Origin of the sequence: Microbacterium sp. 3J1, from assembly GCF_001049495.1 — a bacterium.
In the GTDB taxonomy this organism is placed as follows: domain Bacteria; phylum Actinomycetota; class Actinomycetes; order Actinomycetales; family Microbacteriaceae; genus Microbacterium.
The window spans coordinates 243,082-263,703 of the sequence record NZ_CDWI01000009.1; the positions used below are offsets into that span (position 1 = coordinate 243,082).

Consider the following 20,622-nt stretch of genomic DNA (forward strand, 5'->3'; position numbering starts at 1 on the left):
CCGGCGTCGCCGGGTCCTCTCGTCAGATCTTGCGGCCCCGAGGCATCAGACGAACGTCGGGCAGCGGGGGCGCGGGAATCCGGACGTCATGTCCCTCGACGACGCCGAAGCGGTCGGATGCCGCCTCCCAGCCCTCGCGGGCCTCGACGATCTCCTCGTGCGTGCGGCCGGCGAAGTTCCACCACATGACGATGTCGGCCTCGAACGGCTCTCCGCCGATGAGGAACAGCAGCGCGCCGTCGGTGCTCGTCACCTCGACGGCATCCCTCGAGTCGCCGAGGTACAGCATGTCGTTCTGCGACAGCGGATGCTCGGCCACGGCCGCATCGCCCTCGACGAGCATGAGGGCGTGCTCCCACTCGGGCCGCAGCGGCAGCCGCACGGCGGACCCGGCGGGGATGACGATCTCGGCACCGACGATCGGCGTGTGCACGGTCGCCGGCGACGAGGTGCCGGAGAACTCGCCCAGCACGACGGTGGCCGTGGCATCCTGGCCCGTCGTCGCCGGCAGCGAGACCGCGGGCAGATCCGTGTGCCGTTCGAAGCCGCCCTCCCCGTGGCGCGCCCCGTCGGGCAGGACGACCCAGAACTGCAGGGCGTCGAGGGGGATCGGATCGTCGCCGACGGAGTACTCGGAGTGCGAGATCCCGTTGCCGGCGGTCATGAGATTGAGCTGCCCTCGACGCAGGTCGGCGTCGCTGCCGAGCGAGTCCCGATGACGGATCTCGCCGACGAGCGGCCAGGTGACGGTCTGCAGGCCGATATGCGGATGCGGCTCCACCCGCATCCTCGTGTCGGCGGGGCCGAATCGGTCGAGGAAGCACCAGGCGCCGATGGTCGGCAGGTTGCGGTGCGGCAGCACACGCAGCACGTTCATCCCGCGCACGCCGCCGAGGGGGACCTCGCGAGGCTCGAGCACGAGGCGGCGCTCGCCGATCATCATGCCTCTGCGGGGGCTGCGCCCGGGCGCTTCGGCCAGCGGATCTCGGCGCCCTCGATGTCGTGGGTCGTGAGGTACTTCGCGATGTACGGGCACAGCGGCACGATCGCGTCGCCGGTCGCGGCGGCATCCTTCAACGCGTCCGCGGCCAGTACGCTCGCGAGCCCCTGACCCTGGAAGACCGGGTCGATCTCGGTGTGGATGAAGCGGATGGCTCCAGGACGCAGCTCGAACTCCGCGAAGCCGGCGAGCGTGTCGCCGGAGCGGATCTCGTAGCGCGAGGCGTCGTCGTTGCGGGTCACGGTGATGTCGGTCATCAGAGGCTCCTTCGGGCGTCTGCGTCAAACCTACGCCCGCGGGGCGCTCCTGGCGCCGGGGAGGCCCCGCCGGCGCCTCCGACGTCGGCGGGGGTCGTTACGCTGGAGGGATGCCGCAGACTCCCCGTGACCCGTACGAGGATCTGCCCTATGCAGACGCACCGTGGGACGACGGAGGGTGGGAGCCCTCCGAGCCCCCCGAGCCGATGGACTGGGAGCCGCAGGGCGCCGGATTCGAGCCTCCGCTCGACTGGGGCCCCGGCCCGTCGACGCCGGTCACGGCGTCGGCCGCACGCCCTGCGCCCTCGGTGACGCGCGCGACGCCGAGCAGGTATCCGACGGCCCGCGAGGCTCTGCACACGGTCTTCGGCTACGACGACTTCCGCGGCGATCAGGCGGCGATCGTCGACCAGGTGATCGGCGGCGGAGACGCGGTCGTGCTCATGCCGACCGGCGGCGGCAAGAGCATCACCTACCAGGTGCCCGCGCTCGTGCGTGAGGGCACCGGACTCGTCATCAGCCCGCTCATCGCCCTCATGCACGATCAGGTCGACGCGCTCCGCGCGAACGGCGTGAACGCGGCCTATCTCAACTCGACGCAGTCGATCGACGAACGCCGCGACGTCGAGAGGGCCTACGTCGCGGGGGAGCTCGACCTCCTCTACGTCGCGCCCGAGCGGCTGTCGTCCTCGCAGACGACGGCTCTGCTGCAGCGCGGCACCCTCAGCGTCATCGCGATCGACGAGGCGCACTGCGTGTCGCAGTGGGGACATGACTTCCGCCCCGACTATCTCGCCCTCGGCGACCTCGGCGAACGGTTCCCCGGCGTCCCGCGCATGGCGCTCACCGCGACGGCCACGCGCGCCACGCACCAGGAGCTGACCGAGCGACTGCATCTCGACACCGCGAAGCACTTCGTGGCGAGCTTCGATCGTCCGAACATCCAGTACCGGATCGTGCCGAAGGTCGACCCGCGCAAGCAGCTCGTCGCCTTCATCCGCGACACGCTCGGTCAGTCGGCGGGGCCCGATCAGGGCGCCGGGATCGTGTACGCGCTCAGCCGCAAGTCGGTGGAGCAGACGGCGACGTATCTCGTCGCCCAGGGCTTCGACGCGCTCCCGTATCACGCGGGTCTCCCGTCTGAGGTGCGCGCCGCCAATCAGTCGAGGTTCCTCCGCGAAGACGGTGTCGTGATGGTGGCGACGATCGCGTTCGGCATGGGCATCGACAAGCCCGATGTGCGCTTCGTCGCGCACATCGACCTCCCGAAGTCCGTCGAGGGGTACTACCAGGAGACCGGTCGCGCGGGTCGCGACGGCGAGCCCGCGGTCGCGTGGATGGCGTACGGGCTGGGCGACGTGGTGCAGCAGCGGCGGCTCATCGACCAGAGCCCCGGCGACCGCACCTTCAAGATGCGCATGGGCCAGCACCTCGACGCGATGCTGGCGCTGTGCGAGACGGTGGAGTGCCGCCGGCAGAACCTGCTCGGGTACTTCGGCCAGGACTCGACGCCCTGCGGCAACTGCGACACGTGTCTCGAGGACACCGCGACGTTCGACGGACTCATCCCCGCGCAGAAGCTGCTCTCGACGATCGTGCGTCTGAAGCGCGAGCGCAATCAGGCGTTCGGCGCCGGACACCTGATCGATGTCCTCCGCGGATCCTCGACGGAGCGCATCCGTCAGCAGGGGCACGACAAGCTCGCGACCTACGGCATCGGGGCCGAGCTCTCGGAGCAGGACTGGCGCAGCGTCGTGCGGCAGCTGCTGGCACGCGGCATCCTCACCGCTCAGGGGGACTACGGCACTCTCGCGCCCGGTGAGCAGGCGGCCGGCGTGCTGCGAGGCGAGACGCCGGTGCCGCTGCGCAAGGACACGATCGGGCGGCCCTCCTCTCCCTCGCGTGCGCGCAAGGCGAGTGCGGCGGATGCCCTCGACGCCGGCGACCGGGGGCTGTTCGAGGCCCTGCGCTCCTGGCGGGCGGAGACGGCGCGCGAGCAGGGGGTGCCGGCGTACATCGTCTTCGGCGATGCCACGCTGCGCGCGCTGGCCGAGCATCGACCCGCGTCGCTGGCGGACCTCGAGGGCATCACGGGAATCGGCGCGAAGAAGCGAGACGCCTACGGTGAGGGCGTGCTCGCGGTCGTCGCCGCGAACTGACGGCTGCGCGCTCGGCGACCGCCGCTGATCAGCGTCGCGGCAGCACGTCGTCGAGGTGCGCGCGCAGCTGAGCCGCGACGTCGACGGCCTCGCGGTCGTAGAGCCACTGGTACTGCAGCCCGTCCCAAAGGGCGACGAGCCAGACGGCCTCGTGCGCCGGGTCGCGGTGCTCCGGCAGGTCGCCGTCGAGCTGCGCCAGTCGGAACAGCTCGGTGAAGTAGTCGATGGCCTGGTCGAAGCGCCGCGTGAAGTACTCGTGGGCCGGGTGCGCCTCCGGCACGGCCTCGCACGACAGCACGGCGTACACCTCCACGAGTCCCGGCTCGTCGAGGGCGCTCACCCTGGCACCGTCGGGGATGCTCCGCAGGGCGGCGCTCGCCCTATCGGCGACCCCTCCGGAGTTGCGTTCACGGATGGCCGTGTCGCGCTCGGCGAGGACGGCGCTGAGCAGCACCTCCTTCGACGGGTAGTGGTGCAGCAGGGTCGACTTCGAGACGCCCACGGCCTCGGCGATGTCGCGCAGGCTCGTGTCGCCGTACCCGCCCCGGGCGAACAGCCGCGAGGCGTCGGCGAGGATCTGCGTTCGCCGCCGGCGGCCCACCGCGTATCCGGGCTCGTCCTCACCGGACGGCTCGGTGCCGAAGAGCGGGGGCAGCGGACCGGAAGCGCGCTCGGTCGGCGTCGCGGCGTCGGGTTCGTGCCATCCCGGGGGCAGCGCCCACAGCGACTCCCGCTCCTCGAGCATGTCCACGACGTCGACGCGATCCGGCAGATACTGCGACAGCAGCTGCAGGCCGTCCCATCCGGCCATGTGCCGCGTGGTCTCGCCGTCGACGTCCCGATCGCGATCCACAGCCCCGTGGAATCGGGCGTCCTCCATGACCTCGGAGCTCAGGGTGCGGAGCCGCGCATACCGCGTGCGCATCCGCTCGTGTGCCGGGTGGCCCGGTGCCGACGCCTCGCCCGTCAGCGCGGCGAAGAGCTGCAGGTATCCGGGTGTGCGGGCGTTCCGGCGGGCGACGTCGGCGAAGACCAGCTCACCGGGCTCGGCGGCGGCCGAGACCATGTCGAACGCCGTCTCGTTGTCGACCTCGAAGCCGGCGACGACCTCGGCGAGCAGGTCGTCCTTCGAGGCGAAGTGGCCGAGGAGCCCCGGATGACTGACGGATGCCGCGGCGGCGATGTCGCGGAGCGAGGTCGTGCGGTAGCCGCGGGTGACGAAGAGGTCTCGGGCCGACTCGACGATGCGCTGCCGGGTCGCCGCGGCGCGCGTGCTCCGTGCGCCCGTCGCCGTGATCGTCGTCATCGCCGCCTCCTCCTGCATCCTATCCTCGCTCATTACCAATCGGTCGACATTCACTTACCAAACGGTCGAGATTCGGGTATCGTCGGGTCAGCCCCGCGTCGCCGATGACCGGAGCCCCTTGCCCGAAAGGAATCTCATGACAGAGTTGTCACCCGCCGCGAACGCGGCGGCCGTCGGAACGACCGGGGTCAAACTCCCCGGAACCACGCCCGCGCGCACCCCTCGCGGCTACGCCCCTGGCCTCGCCGCCGTGAACTTCGGGGTCTTCCTGGCGCTGCTGACCCCGGTCATGGTGTCGATGGCATTCAAGATCCAGCGCATCGACCCCGTCACCACCGAGGCGAGCCTGGGACTGGTCATGGGCGTGGGCGCGGCTTTCGCCCTCGTCGCCAACCCGCTGGTCGGCCGCCTCTCCGACCGCACGACGTCGTCCTGGGGCATGCGCCGCCCCTGGATCCTCGGCGGAGCGATCGTCGGCCTCGGCGGCTTCGTGCTCATCGGCGTCGCCACGTCGCTGTGGGTCGTGCTGCTCGCCTGGTGCCTCGTGCAGGCCGCGATGAACGCCGTGCTCGCCGCCGCCAACGCGACGCTGCCCGATCAGGTGCCCGTCGGAAGCCGCGGCAAGGTCTCCGGCCTCGTAGGCATCACCACGCCCATCGGCATCCTCGCCGGAAGCTTCATCGTGAACTTCCTGCCCGGCGACTTCGAGCGCTTCGTCGTGCCCGGAGTCATCGCGCTCGTGCTCGTCATCGTCTTCGTGCTGGTGCTCAAGGATCGTCGTCTGACGCAGAAGCCCGCCGAGCGGTTCACCATCGGCATGTTCTTCGGGTCGTTCGTCTTCAACCCGCGCAAGCACCCCGACTTCGGGTGGACCTGGCTGACGAAGTTCTTCGTCATGTTCGGATACGCCGGCATCGCGACCTTCCTCCCTCTGTACCTGGTCGCGAAGTTCGGCCTCGACGAGCAGGGCGCCGTGGGCACGATCCTGCTCGCCAACCTCGCCTCGATGGCCGCGATGGCGATCTCGGCGCCGCTCGGCGGCTACCTCTCCGACAGGATCGGCAAGCGCCGCCCGTTCGTCGCGGTCGCCGGCCTCATCATGGTCGTCGGTCTCGTGATCCTCGCGGTCGCCCCCAGCATCGAGGTCGTGATCGTGGCACAGGCCATCATCGGCCTCGGCGCCGGATCCTTCCTCTCGGTCGACCTCGCGCTCGCCACCGAGGTGCTGCCCAACCCCGACGACGTCGCGAAGGACCTCGGCGTGCTCAACATCGCGAACGCGCTGCCGCAGTCGATCGCACCCGCCCTCGCCCCCGCGATCATCGCGCTGGGTGCGGCGACGCCGCTGGGCGGCTACACCACCTGGTACCTGTTCGGCGCGCTCGTCGCGCTCGCCGGTGCCGTGCTCGTCTACCGCATCAAGGGAGTCAAGTGACCATGACCGAAGTGACCACCGCGCGCCCCTGGCTCGACACTGACCTGCCCGTCGACGAGCGGGTGGAGCTGCTGCTCGGCGAGATGACCGTCGAGGAGAAGGCCGGACTCTTCTTCCACACGATGATCGCGATCGGCGATCTCGACGAGACCAACCCCGTGTTCGGCACGCCGAGCGCCCGCGAGTTCGTGGACGTCAAGCAGATGACGCACTTCAACCTGCTCGGCGCGGCGCCGACCGGACGCGAGATCGCCGCATGGCAGAACTCGCTGCAGAGGCTCGCGGCATCCACGCGTCTCGGCATCCCGGTGACGCTCTCGACGGATCCGCGCCACTCCTTCAGCGAGAATCCCGGCGCCTCCATCCTCGCCGGACCCTTCTCGCAGTGGCCCGAGACCCTCGGTCTCGCGGCGACGCGCGACCCCGCTCTCGTGGAGCGATTCGGCGATATCGCACGTCAGGAATATACGGCCGTCGGACTCCGGGTCGCCCTGCATCCGCAGGTCGATCTGGCGACCGAGCCGCGATGGGCGAGGCAGACCGCCACGTTCGGCGAGGACCCCGAACTGTCGGGCATTCTCGGTGCGGCATATATCCGCGGCTTCCAGGGCCAGGCGTTCGGGCCGGGCTCGGTCTCGACCATGACGAAGCACTTCCCGGGTGGGGGGCCGCAGAAGGACGGCGAGGACCCGCACTTCCCGTACGGGCGCGAGCAGGTGTATCCGGGAGGCGAATTCGAGCTGCACCTCAGGCCGTTCGAGGATGCTCTCGCCGCGGGCACGAGGCAGATGATGCCGTACTACGGCATGCCCGTGGGGACGGAGTACGAGGAGGTCGGCTTCGGGTTCAATCGATCGGTCATCACGGGTCTGCTGCGGGAACGGTTCGGGTTCGACGGCCTGGTGTGCACGGACTGGGGTCTGATCAACGACGCCGAGATCTTCGGTCAGCCGTTCCCGGCGAGAGCCTGGGGCGTCGAGCACCTGACGCCGAGGGAGCGCATGCGCAAGGTCCTCGACGCGGGCGTCGATCAGTTCGGCGGCGAGGACTGCCCCGAGCTGCTCGTCGAGCTCGTCGCGGACGGGTCGGTCTCCGAGGACCGCCTCGACGTGTCGGCGCGGCGCATCCTGCGCGAGAAGTTCGAGCTCGGACTGTTCGAGAATCCCTACGTCGACGAAGATGCCGCCGATGCGATCGTCGGCCGGGCCGAGTTCCGCGCGGCGGGCGAAGCCGCGCAGCGCGCCTCCATCACGGTGCTCACGAACGACGGCGCCCTGCCCTTCGCTCCCGGTCTGAAGCTCTACGTCGAGGGCGTCGACCGCGCGGTGGCGGCGTCCTACGGCACGACCGTCGACGACCCGGCGGCGGCCGACCTCGCGGTGATCCGACTGCAGGCCCCGTTCGACGAGCGCGAGACGATGTTCGAGAACTTCTTCCACGCCGGATCCCTGGAGTTCCCCGCCGACGTGATCGCCCGCATCCGGAGCATCGCCGCCGTGGTTCCGACGGTCGTCGACGTGCTCGCCGACCGTCCGCCCATCCTCGAGCCGATCACGGATGCCGCGTCGGCCGTGACGGTCAACTGGGGTGCGTCGGGTGCCGCGCTGCTCGACGTCCTGGCGGGAGTCGTTCCCGCCCAGGGCCGGCTTCCGTTCGACCTCCCGAGGTCGATGGCGGCGGTCGAGGCGTCGCGTCCCGACGTGCCGTTCGACACCGTTGATCCGCTCTTCCGATTCGGGCACGGCCTCACGGTGTAGTCGACGACCCGTCCGTCCGAACCGCCCCGCAGGAGTCACCTGCGGGGCGGTTCTGCGTCGGGCGGCAGAAATGTCTCATGTGATGACGTGAACGGAAAGAAGTCTGGACAAACGCTGGACTTTCTCTTCGCGGTCAAGAAACACTGTCTGCACATGAGCTCGGCCGACTCCTGTCGGCGCCTGGGGAGGGCCTTGTGACGCGGAACATCTGCATCACGGGAGAGGCGAATGGTTTACTCGGAGGGGAGGGTTCTGCGGCGACGCAGAGTCCTCGGAGGGGGCATCGCGGGCACGACAGCCGCGGCTGTGGTCCTGGCAAGTGCATTGATCCCATCGGCGGCGAATGCGCTGGATGCGGCGGATCCCAGCGATCCGTCGGTCGCGCAGGGCCAGATCATCCAGCTGCCCGCCGGGTTGCTGGGCGGTCTGGACATCGCGGCGCTCGGTCACACCGTGACGAGCAATCCGTCTGCTCCCGGCTCGGAGCTCGGCGGTCTCGATGTGGGCGTGCTGGAGGCACTGAGCATCGACGTGGGCACGCTCAACGTGCCGCTGCTGACCGACGGCACGACGCCGGGTCTTCTGCAGCTCGGTGATCTGGGCGGAACGCAGAGCTTCAGCTCCTCGCCCACGCAGACACAGTCGGTCGCCTCCTCCGGGACGGTCACCTCGGGTGGTGCGATCGACACGGGCGCGATCGACGGCAGCACGACCCCTGCGCAGCTCGAGCTCACGGACCTGTTCGACCAGCTCGGCGTCGCCGGGCTCACCGACGCGATCCTCGACGAGGCGTCGATCGGCATCGGGGCGCTCGCCTCACGGGCCGACTCGACCACCGGCGTCGCGACATCCGAGTACCGCATCTCGGACCTCGGCCTCGATCTCCACAGCAACCTCGTGGCCGGCCTGTCGACCACTCTCGCCTCCACCATCCAGGGCACGCTGACCCCCGTGAGCGACCTCGTCGGTCCGACCGGCGCCCTCACGGGTCTGGTCACGACGGTCGTCAACACGATCGACGCGATCCCGAACATCCCGCTCGTCGCCGCCTTCGAGGCGACCGGGGGCACCGTCTCGATCGCCGGGCTCGACACCGTCGGCCAGACCGTGGCATCCGAAGTTCTGCTCGAGCCGCTCGAGAACACCACCGGCTCGGTGCTGGTGGATCTCAGCGACGGCACCATCTCGGTCGACCTCGCGGCGATCCTCGTCGAGACGGGGGCAGGAGCAGATCTCAACTCGCTTCCCGCCAACACAGACGTGCTGTCCGCCACGACCATCGCGGCGATCCAGCAGGGAATCACGTCGGCACTCACCGGCACTCACCCCGAGAGCCTGAACGGCAAGATCACGTCGATCCTCGACACGACCATCGAAGCTCTGCAGGCCACCATCACGGTCGGTGTGGACCTCACGAACCCCCTCACCGGCATCGATCTGGTCTCGGGAGACGTGACGATCCAAGGCTCCCTCGCGCAGTTCGCAGGAACCGCGACGCCCGCACCGACCGTCACCACCGACATCTCGCTCGCCGGCCTCAACATCGGCGCTCTGCTGAACCCGGTGGTGAGCGCGCTGACGGGCGCCATCGCCGGCTCGACGGGCCCGCTCGTCGACACGGCGCTGACCAGCGTCATCCCACTGCTGCAGCCGGCGCTCGCCGCCACCACCGGGCCGGTGCTGACCGCTCTCGACCCCGTGCTCGCGGGCGTGCTCTCAGAGGTCGCGGACATCACGATCAACGAGCAGCTCATGCCGGGCGGCATCCCGGGCGACAGCTTCACGGTCCGTGCACTCGCCGTCGACCTGCTCCCCGCAGTGGGTGGCGGGGTGTCTCTGGACCTCGGATCGTCGACCGTGAAGGCCGCGGTCGCCGCGGTCGCTCTCCTCGACGCCGCCGAGACGGTGCAGGCGGGCATCGACCTCGCGGTCACGGGCTCCGGCTGGCCGGCGAGCACCGAGGTGTCGGTGCAGCTGACCGCTCCCGGCGGCGCCGCCGTCGGTGCTCCGGTGCCGGTGACGACGGACGCGACAGGCGGCTTCACGGTCGCGTATCCCGTTCCCGCATCGGCTGAGGCGGGCGCCGGATACACGGTCACCGCCACGGCCGGCACCGTCTCGGCGACCGACACGACCGAGGTCACGGCCGCCGCTGCGGTGGATGCCGCACCCGCCGTGCAGGAGGGCACCGACCTGGCTGTGAGCGGCACGAACTGGCCCGCGAGCACTCAGGTGTCGGTGCAGCTGACCGCACCGGGCACCGGAGCGGCCATCGGCGGACCCGTCGTCGTGACGACGGACGGGACAGGTTTCTTCACGACCGCATATCCGGTTCCCGCGGGGACCCCGGCCGCGACCGGCTACACGGTGACCGCGACCGCGGGCACGCAGTCCGCGACGGACACCACCGAGGTCACCGCGGTTCCGGTGCCGACGGTGGATGCCGCGGCGACCGTGCAGGCGGGTACCGACCTGGCCGTCTCGGGCACCACCTGGCCGGCCGACACGGAGGTGTCCGTCCAGCTGACCGCACCCGGTGGCGAGGCCGTCGGCGGCCCTGAGGTCGTGACGACGGACGGGACGGGCGGCTTCACGCTGGCGTACCCGGTTCCTGCGACGGCGACGCCGGGCACCGACTACACGGTGACCGCGACCGTCGGCACGCAGGTGGCGACGGACACCACCGACGTCACCGCGGCCGCGACCGTGGATGCCGCACCGACCGTCGAGGACGGCGCTGACCTTCCCGTGACGGGCACCGGCTGGCCCGCCGACACGGAGGTCACGGTGCAGCTCACCGGCCCGGGCGGCGGTGCGAACGTCGGCGGTCCCGTGACTGTGACGACGGGCGCTCTCGGCGGATTCTCGATCGACTACCCCGTTCCCGCAGGCACCCCCGCCGGCGTCGGATACACCGTCACGGCGAGAGTCGGAACGCAGACCGCGACCGACACGACTGAGGTCACGGACGCTCCCGAGACCGTCGAGGTCGCGTCGAGTGTGCCGGCGGGCACGAACCTCGCCGTCACCGGATCCGGATGGCCGCTCGACACCACCGTGTCGCTGCAGCTGACGGCACCTGGCGGCGAGAACGTCGGCGGACCCGTGAGCGCGACCACCGACGGAACCGGTGCCTTCACGGCGACCTACCCCGTGCCGTCGGATGCGACCCCGGCCACCGGCTACACGCTCACCGCCACAGCGGGTGCGGAGACCGCGACCGACACCACCGAGGTGACGGCGGGCGACCCTGACGACGCCAACACGAATGCGGCGGCCTCTGCCTCGGCATCGGCTGACGCGACGGCTGACGCAGACCCCTCGGCACAGGCGGCGGCAGAAGCAGCGGCTCTCGCCGATGCGACCTCCGCGGCCTCGGCGGCGGCGACCGCCGACGCCACGGCGGCAGCAGAAGCTGCGGCGACGACGGATGCGACCACCACCGCTTCCAGCGACGCGACCTCGACGGCGAACGCCTCCGCGGCGATCGCGGCTCAGGCCGCGGCCCTGGCAGATGCATCGGACGACGCCGACGCCTCGGCCTCCACGGCGGCGGAGTCGAACTCCGCGGCATCGTCGGAGTCGGCAGCCACGACGGATTCGTCGAGCGACGCGTCGTCGGAGGCATCGACCAACGCGAACGCGGCTGCCTCGGCATCCGCCTCCGCCGACGCCGATGCCTCTACCGCAGCAGTCGCCGAGGCATCCGCTCAGGCGGCGGCCTTCGCCGACGCGACGGCGGAGGGCTCGGCCGCGGCCGACCCCACGGCGGAAGCGGCGGCTCAGACGGCGGCCACGGCCACGGCCACCACGGCGGCGACCGCGGACTCCACGTCTGACGCGAATGCCGGTGCGGCGATCGCGGCTCAGGCAGCGGCACTGGCGGATGCGACGACCGACACTACGGCCGAGGCCTCGGCCACGTCTGACGCGAGCACGAGCGCTGCCTCGAACTCGAGTGCCGCTGCGATCGCGACAGCATCGTCGGACGCCTCGTCTGATGCGGTCGCCTCGGCTTCCGCTGACGCGTCGGCGGAGCTGAACACCAACGCCTCGGCATCGGCCACGGCGTCGGCGCAGGCCGACAGCGACGCCAACGCAGCAGTCGAGGCCGCAGCGGTCGCTGCGGCACTGGCCGACGCGACGAGCACCGCTTCTGCGGCGGCCGATGTGACGGCGGATGCGGCGGCCTCGGCTGCGGCGACCGACGACGCATCGACGGATGCCTCGACGACGGCGACGACGGATGCGAACGCCTCCGCCGCCGCGGCTGCCCAGGCTGCCGCGGACACCGCCGCGGAGAACGATGCGACCGCGACGAGCGCCGCCGACGCCTCCGCGTCCGCGGATGCCGATCCGACGGCATCGGCGGCGGCAGCCGCGAACGCCTCATCGTCCGCGACGGCATCGGCATCGGCGGCGGCCGACGCGACGGCCGAGGCGGAGGCAGAAGCAGCGGCGTCCGCCACCGCCTCATCGTCGGCATCGGCGGCGGCATCGGCATCGGCGGATGCCGGAGCCGACCCGACCGGCTCGATCGCGATCACCGTGCAGATCCCGAGTCTGGAGCGGGGCCAGCAGCAGACGGCTGTGGGCACCGGCTTCCAGCCCGGCGAGGTGGTCACCGGGGTCATGACATCGGAGCCGCTCGCACTCGGGACCCAGGTCGCGAACGCGCAGGGAACGGTCACCTTCGTCTGGACGATCCCGGCCGACTCCGATCTCGGCACCCACACGGTGACGTTGACCGGAGCAGCCTCGGGGAGCGTGGCCGCCACGTTCCAGGTCGTCGCCTCGGGCCTCGCCGCCACTGGCGGTCAGGTGCAGGGCGGATGGATCGCGCTGGCCGCGCTGCTCCTGATGCTCGGCCTCGGAGCGATGCGGGTCGCACGACCCCGTCGGGCGATGGTCGACACGGAGTGAGTGCGGAGTGAGCACGGAGTGAGACGCGAGAAGGTCGGGGCCGCCGATGCGGCGGTCCCGACCTTCTGGGGCGAGAGATGAGGGAGACCGTGGCGATCAGGACGACGGATGCCGTGGACGATGCCGCCGCGACGGACGGCCAGGCTCAGGTGAGGCCGAGGCCCGCGTGGTGGGTGAAGCTCATCGCGTTCGGCGCGTGCCTGCTCACGCTGTGGCACATCGGGGCGTCCTTCCTCTGGATCGCGCCGTACTCCGCGCTCCGCGAGATCCCGACGCAGGAGGTGCTGGCGGGCTACATGCTGCCGATGTTCGGGCAGTCCTGGAGCGTCTTCGCGCCGGAGCCCATCAATGGGGACTACCACTTCAACGTGCGCGCCGTCATCGAGAAGGACGGCGAGCAGGTCGAGACGGGTTGGGTGAGCGCCACCGACGTCGAGCTCTCGATGATCCGGTACAACCTGTTCCCGCCACGGGCCGGCATCCAGTCGAGCGAGGTCGCCAGCGGGCAGATGAACGCCTACAACAAGCTCGACGAGGACCAGCAGGCGGTCGCCGCCCTCGACTTCGACGAGGAGGGCTGGGAGGAGTGGATGGTCCGCTCGTTCGACGACCTCGAGGGGGAGAAGCCCTCCACCGAGGTCTATATGGCAGAGGAGCGCCTCTCGACCGCGTACGCCACGCAGGTCGCGTACGCGATCTGGGGAGCGGATGCCGTCGTCGCGGTGCAGTACCGCGTGAGCCGTCAGAACGTGGTGCCGTATGAGGACCGCAACGACCCGAGCGCGCAGCGCCCGGACCCCACGTTCTCGACCACCGGATGGCGACTCCCTATAGAAGAGGAAGGGCAGAGTCGCGAGAACTTCGCAGACACCTTCCGCAGCCAGTTCGAGAGGACTCAGCGATGAGCGCGCCCGTCAAGACCGGCGCCCCGCGTCCGAAGGCACCGAAGAAGACGGATGCCGTGCCGCAGCGCATCGCGGATCCCGTCACGGATCCCGTATCCGCGCCGGCGCCTGCGCCGTCTGCGCCCTCTGCTCCGCCGCCGCAGCAGGCCTCTCTTCCTGCACGCGTGCTGACCTTCGCAGCATCCATGATCGCCGGGTTCTGGGCGATGGTCGTGTCGGCGATCGACCGCATCTCGGCTTTCGTCGGCGATTGGCTCTTCAGCGGCAAGAAGGCCCTGTACGGCCTCGCCGTCACCCGCATCCTGTTCGGCGTCACCGCGCTCGGACTCCTGGCGTCGAACTTCAGCACGCGCCTCTACACGTTCGGCTCAGGATCGGCGTGGAACGGCGAGCTCGCGCAGCCGGTCAGCGATTTCCCCAAGATCTGGGTCTTCAGCGCGTTCCACGCGGCGATGGGCAACGACGTCCTCTATACCGCCCTCTATCTGCTTCTCGGCGTGCTCGCCGTGCTGTTCGTGCTCGGATGGCGCTTCCGCATCGTGCTGCCGATCTTCTTCTGCCTGTGGGTCGGGTTCATCGAGGCCGACGACATGGTGGGGGACCAGGGCGACAACATGTTCCGCATCGCCCTGCTGCTCCTCTTCTTCGCGGATCCCGCCGCACGCTGGTCGCTCGACGCGAAGCGCCGGGCGCGGAACGGCGACTGGTTCGCCCCCGGCAGCCAGCCCGCGCTGCTCGGCACCGTGTTCCACAACCTCGCCCTGGTGGCTCTCACCGCCCAGGTCTGCTTCGTGTACGCGTCCGGTGCGCTGTTCAAGGCCGGCGGCTCGCCCTGGGAAGAGGGGTACGCGGTCTACAACCCGCTGCAGACGGCCCGCTTCGGGACCTGGCCGGTGCTCAGCGATCTCGTGACCGCGTGGGGCCCGATGGTGACCGTCGCGAGCTGGGGCTCGATCATCCTGCAGGTGGCCTTCCCGCTGATGCTGCTCACCCGGCCCACCCGGTTGATCGGCCTGCTCGGCATCCTCTCGTTCCACATCGGCATCGCCGTGCTGATGGGTCTTCCCTGGTTCTCGCTCACGATGATCGCGATCGACTCCATCTTCATCCGCGACCGCACCTGGTCGCGACTGAGCTCGGGCACGAAGCGGCGATGGGATGCGACGAAGACGACGGCGCCGCCGGGGGCGCCCGCGACTGTGGTCTGACGACAATCCGGCCCGGCGGCGTGGCCGGGACCCCTTGTCGGTACCCCACAGGCGAGTTCCACCCTGGTTGTGGCACACCTACCATGAACGTATCCCTACTTCTCCCTGAGAGGAACGCTCATGGTCGACGCCGCCGTCCGTCCGAAGACGACCCGCACCGATGCCGCCGATGCCGCACTGCAGGTCGATGTCTCGCGCATCAACGAGCTGCTGATGGGCACGTGGGCCGACACCCGCCGCGAGGCGCGCGAGATGATCAAGGACTCGGCGTTCTGGCGCAAGGACGAGCTGGGCAAGGACGAGCACCGCGAGCGCGTGCTGAGCCAGCTCCACCTCCTCGTCGAGAACAAGGCCGTGCACCGTGCCTTCCCGAAGGCCCTCGGCGGCGAGGAGAACAACGGCGGGAACATCGCCGGCTTCGAGGAGCTCGTCGTCGCCGACCCGAGCCTGCAGATCAAGTCGGGCGTGCAGTGGGGGCTCTTCGGCTCCGCGATCCTGCAGCTCGGCACCGCCGAGCACCACGAGAAGTGGCTGCCCGGCGTGATGGACCTCACCATCCCCGGCGCGTTCGCCATGACCGAGATCGGTCACGGATCGGATGTCGCGGCGGTGGGCACGACGGCGACGTACGACCCCGAGACCGAGGAGTTTGTGATCCACACGCCGTTCCGCGGTGCGACGAAGGAGTACCTCGGCAACGCGGCTCTCCACGGTGTGGCGGCGACCGTGTTCGCGCAGCTGATCACGAACGGCGTCAACCACGGCGTGCACTGCTTCTACGTCCCGCTGCGCGGAGAGGACGGCGTCGACCTGCCGGGCATCGGGCGCGAGGACGACGGCCTCAAGGGCGGCCTCAACGGCATCGACAACGGACGCCTCTCGTTCGACCACGTGCGCGTACCGCGTACGAACCTCCTCAACCGGTATGGCGACGTCGCCGCAGACGGCACCTACTCGAGCGCGATAGACAGCCCGGGTCGCCGGTTCTTCACGATGCTCGGCACCCTGGTGCAGGGGCGCGTCTCGCTCGACGGCGCGGCGTCGTGGGCATCCGCGCTGGGCCTGAAGATCGCGATCACCTACGCCACGCAGCGACGCCAGTTCGACGGCGCCGACGGGCAGGAGGTCGTGCTGATGGACTACGGCAAGCACCAGCGCCGACTGCTGCCGCGCCTCGCCACGACCTACGCGATGATCTTCGCCCACGACGAGTTCCTGCAGAAGTTCGACGGCGTGTTCTCGGGTCGCATCGACACCCCCGAAGACCGCGAGGACCTCGAGACCCTCGCCGCGGCCCTCAAGCCGCTGTCGACCTGGCACGCCCTCGACACGCTGCAGGAGGCGCGGGAGGCCTGCGGAGGTGCGGGCTTCATGTTCGAGAACCGCCTCGTCGGGCTCCGGGCCGACCTCGACATCTACGTCACCTTCGAGGGCGACAACAACGTGCTGCTGCAGCTCGTCGGCAAGCGACTGCTCACCGACTACGCCAAGCAGTTCACCGGCAAGGATGCTGCGGCGCTGGCCAAGTTCGCGGTCGGGATGACGGCGGGCAAGCTGTTCCACGGGGCGGGTCTGCGTCAGTTCGGTCAGTCGGTGCTCGACCTCGGCCAGGTCTCGCGGGCGGTGGAGAACGGACTCCGCGAGGAGCAGCAGCACATGCTCCTCGCCGAGCGCGTGCAGCAGATGGTCGCCGACGTCGCCGGCCGCCTTCGGGCTGCCGGCAAGGACAAGGCGCTGGGTGCCCGACTCTTCAACGAGAACCAGGCGGAGCTCATCGAGGCGGCCCGCGCCCACGGTGAGCTGCTGCAGTGGGAGGCGTTCACCGACGCCGTGCACCGGGTCGACGATGCCGACACCAAGAAGGTGCTCACGTGGCTGCGCGACCTCTTCGGGCTGCAGCTGATCGAGAAGCACCTCGCCTGGCACCTGATCCACGGCCGACTGTCGATGCAGCGCGCCGCCGCGGTGTCGAGCTACATCGACCGCCTGTGCGCCCGCCTGCGGCCGTACTCCCTCGACCTCGTCGACGCGTTCGGCTACGAGCCCGAGCATGTGCGCGCGCCCATCGCGTCGGGCGCCGAGAAGGAGCGTCAGGACGAGGCGCGCGCGTACTACGCCGATCTCGCGGCATCCGGCGCGGCGCCCGTTCTGGAGAAGACGCTGAAGAAGAGCGCCAAGCGCTGAGGCGCGACGACCGCTTCTGACGAAGGCCGGGATCGTGCGATCCCGGCCTTCGTCGTATGCGATCAGGTGCCGCCGAGGACGGCGAGAGTAGTGTCGATCTGGCCCATCCGCACCGATCAGAGGAGTCAGAGATGACCCGTGTCACCGCTTACGCCGCACCCAGTGAGGCCGCGCCTCTCGAGAAGACGACAATCGAGCGCCGGGAACTCGGACCGCACGACGTCCGCATCGACATCGCGTTCGCCGGCATCTGCCACTCCGACATCCACACGGTCCGCGGCGACTGGGGGCCGCAGAGCTACCCGCTCGCGCCGGGGCACGAGATCGCCGGAACGGTCGCCGAGGTCGGGTCCGAGGTCACGAAGCATGCGGTCGGCGATCGGGTGGGCGTCGGCTGTCTGGTGAACTCCTGCGGCGAATGCCGCAACTGCCTCCGCGGCGACGAGCAGTTCTGCTCGAACGGCGCGGTCTTCACGTACGGCAGCCCGGACCGTGACGGCACGGTGACGCAGGGCGGATACTCCGAGCAGGTCGTCGTCACGGAGTCGTTCGTGGTGCGCATCCCCGATGCCCTTCCGCTCGATGCCGCCGCTCCTCTTCTCTGTGCGGGCATCACGACGTACTCCCCGCTGCGTCACTGGAACGTCGGGCCGGACTCCCGGGTGGCGGTCGTCGGACTCGGTGGCCTCGGGCACATGGGGGTCCAGATCGCGCACGCCCTGGGAGCAGAGGTGACTGTGCTGTCGCAGACGCTGAGCAAGAAGGATGACGGGCTGCGACTCGGCGCCGACAACTACTACGCGACGAGCGACCGCGAGACGTTCCGCACCCTGCGCAGCTCGTTCGACGTGATCCTCAACACCGTGAGCGCTCCGGTCGATCTGCGCGCGTACCTCAGCCTGCTCGACGTCGGAGGATCCATGGTGTGCGTGGGGGCGCCGGCCGAGCCGCTGCCTGTGAACGTGTCGTCGTTGATCGGCGGACGGCGTTCGCTCGCAGGCTCGAACATCGGCGGGATCGCCGAGACCCAGGAGATGCTGGACTTCTGTGCCGAGCACGGCATCGCCGCCGAGATCGAGGTGATTCCTGCGTCGCAGATCAACGAGGCGTATGAGCGTGTGCTCGCCTCGGACGTGCGCTACCGGTTCGTGATCGACGGGTCGACGTTCGCGGACTGAGCGCGCTGATCGTCGGGGTTCCCGGCTCGTCTGGAGTCGGTGTTCCGGTGTTCCGGAATACGTCTTCTGAACTGGGGTAAAGCGTCGGCATCGCGGCGTGGGAATGTCGGTGGGTGCCGGTTGACTGAGGGGTATGAGCAGCACCAGCACTCTTCTGGATCGGGTCGTGTCCGACCTCGATTCGGTGCTGTCCGACGACATGCTGGCGGGGTTGTCTGATGCGGAGCGGGTCGCGGTGTTGCAGCGCGCGGGGGCGGCGTTCCGGCGGGTGGAGGCGGTGGTCGTGGAGACGATCGCGACCGGCCACTCGGTGGAGTTCCCCCACGCGGTGGGGTGCCGCAACGCGCACGAGCTGGTGCAGCGCGCCCTGCGGGTGGATGCGGCGGGTGCGACGCGAGTGATGCGGGCGGCGGGTCTGGTCAGGCGAGAGGTGAGCGTCTCCTCGGGGGAGCGGATGCCGGCGCGGTGGCCGTGCATGCGAGACGCGCTCTTGGATGGAGTGGTCGGGGTGGCGGGGCTGCTCGCGGCGACGGGCCCGGTGGAGAAAGTCGCCGACCGGGTGGGTCAGGCGGGGCGCCTCGCCGCGGACATCTGTCTCGCGCACGAAGCCCGCGGCTACACCGGCGACGATGCCGATGCCGATGCCGATGCCGATGCCGACGATACCGACGGCGTCGGTGACGGCGCGGGGCCGGGGATGACGGCGGAGGATCTGGGGCGGGCGGCGGAGGAGTTCGCGGCCCGTCTGGATCCGGATGGCCCCGAACCGGATGACAAGGGGGCTCAGCATCGACGGGGGATCACGGTGGGCCGGGTGCAGCACGGGCTCCGCTCGGTGAAGGGGCATCTGTTGCCGGAGGTCGCTGCGCAGCTGGAGGCGATCCTCGATGCGATCCTGAACCCGAAAGGCCCCGGAGCGCCGATGCCCGGCGTCGCCTTCCGACCCTCCGACTCCGACACACCCGAGTCTGACCCGTCCGTCGGCGACGACGGCGATGGACCCGATGCGGTGAACACCGATCCGCGGGCGGTGATCGATGGGCGCTCTGCGGCCCAGAAACGTCATGACGCGTTCGCTGCCGCCCTCGGCGTCGCCGCTCGTCACAGGGACATGCCCACCCACGGCGGCGCGGCGCCGGTCGTCGTCGTCACCGTCGAGGCGAAAGACCTCACCCCGCACGGCGCAGCCGGAGCGTGGGCCGGGTGGGGTCGCGCGCGAGTCGGTGCCGACGGGATCGTCCCCGCGTTCGTCGCCGCGCAGATCGGGTGCGCGGGCACGATCCAACGGGTCCTCATGGATGAGGGCCGCATCATCGGGATCAGCTCGACCGACCGGGTGTTCTCCGTGCATCAGCGGCGGGCGATCATCGCCAGAGATAAGGAGTGTCTGATCCCGGGGTGTCACGTTCCGGCGTCGTGGTGCGAGATCCACCACGTCACCGAGCACGCGAGGGGCGGACCGACGCACACCGACAACGGAGTCCCGTTGTGCTGGTGGCATCACCGATCTCTCGACGCTTCCGGGTGGGAGATCCGCATGAACGACGGCGTCCCCCAAGTCCGCGGACCCCTCTGGTGGGACCCTCACGGGAGATGGCGCACCCCCGCGCACAGCATCACCCACCACCGCGTCGACTGTGCCCGACGAGCGCCCACTCGCGATCGCACACGCGTGTCCGACATCGCCGCTAGCGTGATGCCATGACCTCTCTGATCACCGGGCCCGACGGACGAGCTCGGTGCGCCTGGGCCGGCACCGATGACGAGTACTGCCGGTACCACGACGAGGAGTGGGGCACCCCGCTGCACGGCGACCGGGCGCTGTTCGAGAAGATGTCGCTCGAGGGCTTCCAAGCCGGGCTGTCCTGGATCACCATCCTCCGCAAGCGACCGAGGTTCCGCGAGGTCTTCGAGGGGTTCGACCCCGCCGCCGTCGCGCAGTTCGACGAGACCGACGTCGAGCGCCTGATGACCGACGCCGGAATCATCCGCAACCGCGCGAAGATCGAAGCCGCGATCGGCAACGCTCGTCTCGTGCGGACGATGGCCGACGGAGAGCTCGACGAACTGATGTGGTCGTTCGCACCTCCGGCATCCGACAGCCGTCCCGCGGAGTTCGCCGAGGTGCCCGCGGTGACCCCCGAATCCACCGCGCTCAGCAAGGAGCTGCGGCGTCGCGGATTCCGCTTCGTCGGCCCGACGACGATGTACGCGCTCATGCAGTCCACCGGCATGGTCGACGACCACGTCGCCGGATGCTGGCGGGCATGACCTTCCCGTCTCTTCAGCCGACACGCCGCCGATATACTC

13 protein-coding genes are annotated in these 20,622 nt (G+C 70.0%); 10 read left to right on the plus strand and 3 right to left on the minus strand.

The features are described 5' to 3' along the window. Positions 1 to 22: 22 nt before the first annotated feature. Positions 23 to 940, minus strand: coding sequence for a pirin family protein (locus BN2660_RS07710; RefSeq protein WP_091229726.1), 918 nt, complete (start codon positions 938 to 940; stop codon positions 23 to 25). After that, positions 940 to 1,257, minus strand: coding sequence for a GNAT family N-acetyltransferase (locus BN2660_RS07715; RefSeq protein WP_091229590.1), 318 nt, complete (start codon positions 1,255 to 1,257; stop codon positions 940 to 942). Before BN2660_RS07715 ends, BN2660_RS07710 begins: the two co-directional genes overlap by 1 nt. A gap of 110 nt (positions 1,258 to 1,367) precedes the next feature. Here BN2660_RS07715 and recQ point away from each other — a divergent pair, with 110 nt between their 5' ends. Then, positions 1,368 to 3,416 (plus strand): DNA helicase RecQ, encoded by a 2,049-nt coding sequence (recQ, locus tag BN2660_RS07720; protein WP_091229597.1) that lies wholly within the window; start codon positions 1,368 to 1,370, stop codon positions 3,414 to 3,416. A gap of 28 nt (positions 3,417 to 3,444) precedes the next feature. Here recQ and BN2660_RS07725 read toward each other — a convergent pair whose 3' ends face one another. Beyond that, positions 3,445 to 4,722: a TetR/AcrR family transcriptional regulator gene (locus tag BN2660_RS07725; RefSeq protein ID WP_255305075.1), complete on the minus strand. Its 1,278-nt coding sequence runs from the start codon at positions 4,720 to 4,722 to the stop codon at positions 3,445 to 3,447. A gap of 136 nt (positions 4,723 to 4,858) precedes the next feature. Between BN2660_RS07725 and BN2660_RS07730 the strand changes: the two genes are divergently transcribed. The 9 genes from BN2660_RS07730 (at position 4,859) to BN2660_RS07770 (ending at position 20,583) form a co-directional block, all read left to right on the plus strand. Next, positions 4,859 to 6,157: an MFS transporter gene (locus tag BN2660_RS07730; protein WP_091229606.1), complete on the plus strand. Its 1,299-nt coding sequence runs from the start codon at positions 4,859 to 4,861 to the stop codon at positions 6,155 to 6,157. Between the two features lie 2 nt (positions 6,158 to 6,159). Continuing rightward, on the plus strand, positions 6,160 to 7,914 hold the full coding sequence (locus tag BN2660_RS07735) for a glycoside hydrolase family 3 protein (protein WP_091229609.1): 1,755 nt from the start codon (positions 6,160 to 6,162) through the stop codon (positions 7,912 to 7,914). 306 nt (positions 7,915 to 8,220) lie between these two features. After that, entirely contained in the window at positions 8,221 to 12,837 is a 4,617-nt protein-coding gene (locus BN2660_RS07740; protein ID WP_176697132.1) for a choice-of-anchor G family protein, read from the plus strand. 89 nt (positions 12,838 to 12,926) lie between these two features. Continuing rightward, positions 12,927 to 13,742, plus strand: coding sequence for a DUF5819 family protein (locus BN2660_RS07745; RefSeq protein ID WP_255305076.1), 816 nt, complete (start codon positions 12,927 to 12,929; stop codon positions 13,740 to 13,742). Beyond that, entirely contained in the window at positions 13,739 to 14,950 is a 1,212-nt protein-coding gene (locus BN2660_RS07750) for an HTTM domain-containing protein (protein ID WP_091229618.1), read from the plus strand. The genes BN2660_RS07745 and BN2660_RS07750 overlap by 4 nt, the downstream gene beginning before the upstream one ends. A 120-nt stretch (positions 14,951 to 15,070) precedes the next feature. Beyond that, entirely contained in the window at positions 15,071 to 17,134 is a 2,064-nt protein-coding gene (locus tag BN2660_RS07755; protein WP_091229621.1) for an acyl-CoA dehydrogenase family protein, read from the plus strand. Positions 17,135 to 17,265: 131 nt separating this feature from the next. Continuing rightward, positions 17,266 to 18,312 carry an NAD(P)-dependent alcohol dehydrogenase gene (locus tag BN2660_RS07760; protein ID WP_091229624.1) on the plus strand — a complete coding sequence of 349 codons (1,047 nt, stop codon included), beginning with the start codon at positions 17,266 to 17,268 and terminating at the stop codon, positions 18,310 to 18,312. Positions 18,313 to 18,445: 133 nt separating this feature from the next. Beyond that, positions 18,446 to 20,017: an HNH endonuclease signature motif containing protein gene (locus tag BN2660_RS07765; RefSeq protein ID WP_091229627.1), complete on the plus strand. Its 1,572-nt coding sequence runs from the start codon at positions 18,446 to 18,448 to the stop codon at positions 20,015 to 20,017. Continuing rightward, complete coding sequence (locus tag BN2660_RS07770) at positions 20,014 to 20,583, plus strand: DNA-3-methyladenine glycosylase I (RefSeq protein ID WP_091229631.1); 570 nt, start codon at positions 20,014 to 20,016, stop codon at positions 20,581 to 20,583. Before BN2660_RS07765 ends, BN2660_RS07770 begins: the two co-directional genes overlap by 4 nt. Positions 20,584 to 20,622 lie beyond the last annotated feature (39 nt).

What these genes read in the sequence shown, in the direction of transcription:
- BN2660_RS07770 (WP_091229631.1), top strand. Translation starts at nt 20,014, where the DNA reads ATGACCTCTCTGATCACCGGGCCCGACGGACGAGCTCGGTGCGCCTGG.
- BN2660_RS07765 (WP_091229627.1), top strand. Translation starts at nt 18,446, where the DNA reads ATGAGCAGCACCAGCACTCTTCTGGATCGGGTCGTGTCCGACCTCGAT.
- recQ (WP_091229597.1), top strand. Translation starts at nt 1,368, where the DNA reads ATGCCGCAGACTCCCCGTGACCCGTACGAGGATCTGCCCTATGCAGAC.
- BN2660_RS07710 (WP_091229726.1), bottom strand. Translation starts at nt 940, where the DNA reads ATGATCGGCGAGCGCCGCCTCGTGCTCGAGCCTCGCGAGGTCCCCCTC.
- BN2660_RS07735 (WP_091229609.1), top strand. Translation starts at nt 6,160, where the DNA reads ATGACCGAAGTGACCACCGCGCGCCCCTGGCTCGACACTGACCTGCCC.
- BN2660_RS07725 (WP_255305075.1), bottom strand. Translation starts at nt 4,722, where the DNA reads ATGACGACGATCACGGCGACGGGCGCACGGAGCACGCGCGCCGCGGCG.
- BN2660_RS07755 (WP_091229621.1), top strand. Translation starts at nt 15,071, where the DNA reads ATGGTCGACGCCGCCGTCCGTCCGAAGACGACCCGCACCGATGCCGCC.
- BN2660_RS07730 (WP_091229606.1), top strand. Translation starts at nt 4,859, where the DNA reads ATGACAGAGTTGTCACCCGCCGCGAACGCGGCGGCCGTCGGAACGACC.
- BN2660_RS07715 (WP_091229590.1), bottom strand. Translation starts at nt 1,257, where the DNA reads ATGACCGACATCACCGTGACCCGCAACGACGACGCCTCGCGCTACGAG.
- BN2660_RS07750 (WP_091229618.1), top strand. Translation starts at nt 13,739, where the DNA reads ATGAGCGCGCCCGTCAAGACCGGCGCCCCGCGTCCGAAGGCACCGAAG.
- BN2660_RS07760 (WP_091229624.1), top strand. Translation starts at nt 17,266, where the DNA reads ATGACCCGTGTCACCGCTTACGCCGCACCCAGTGAGGCCGCGCCTCTC.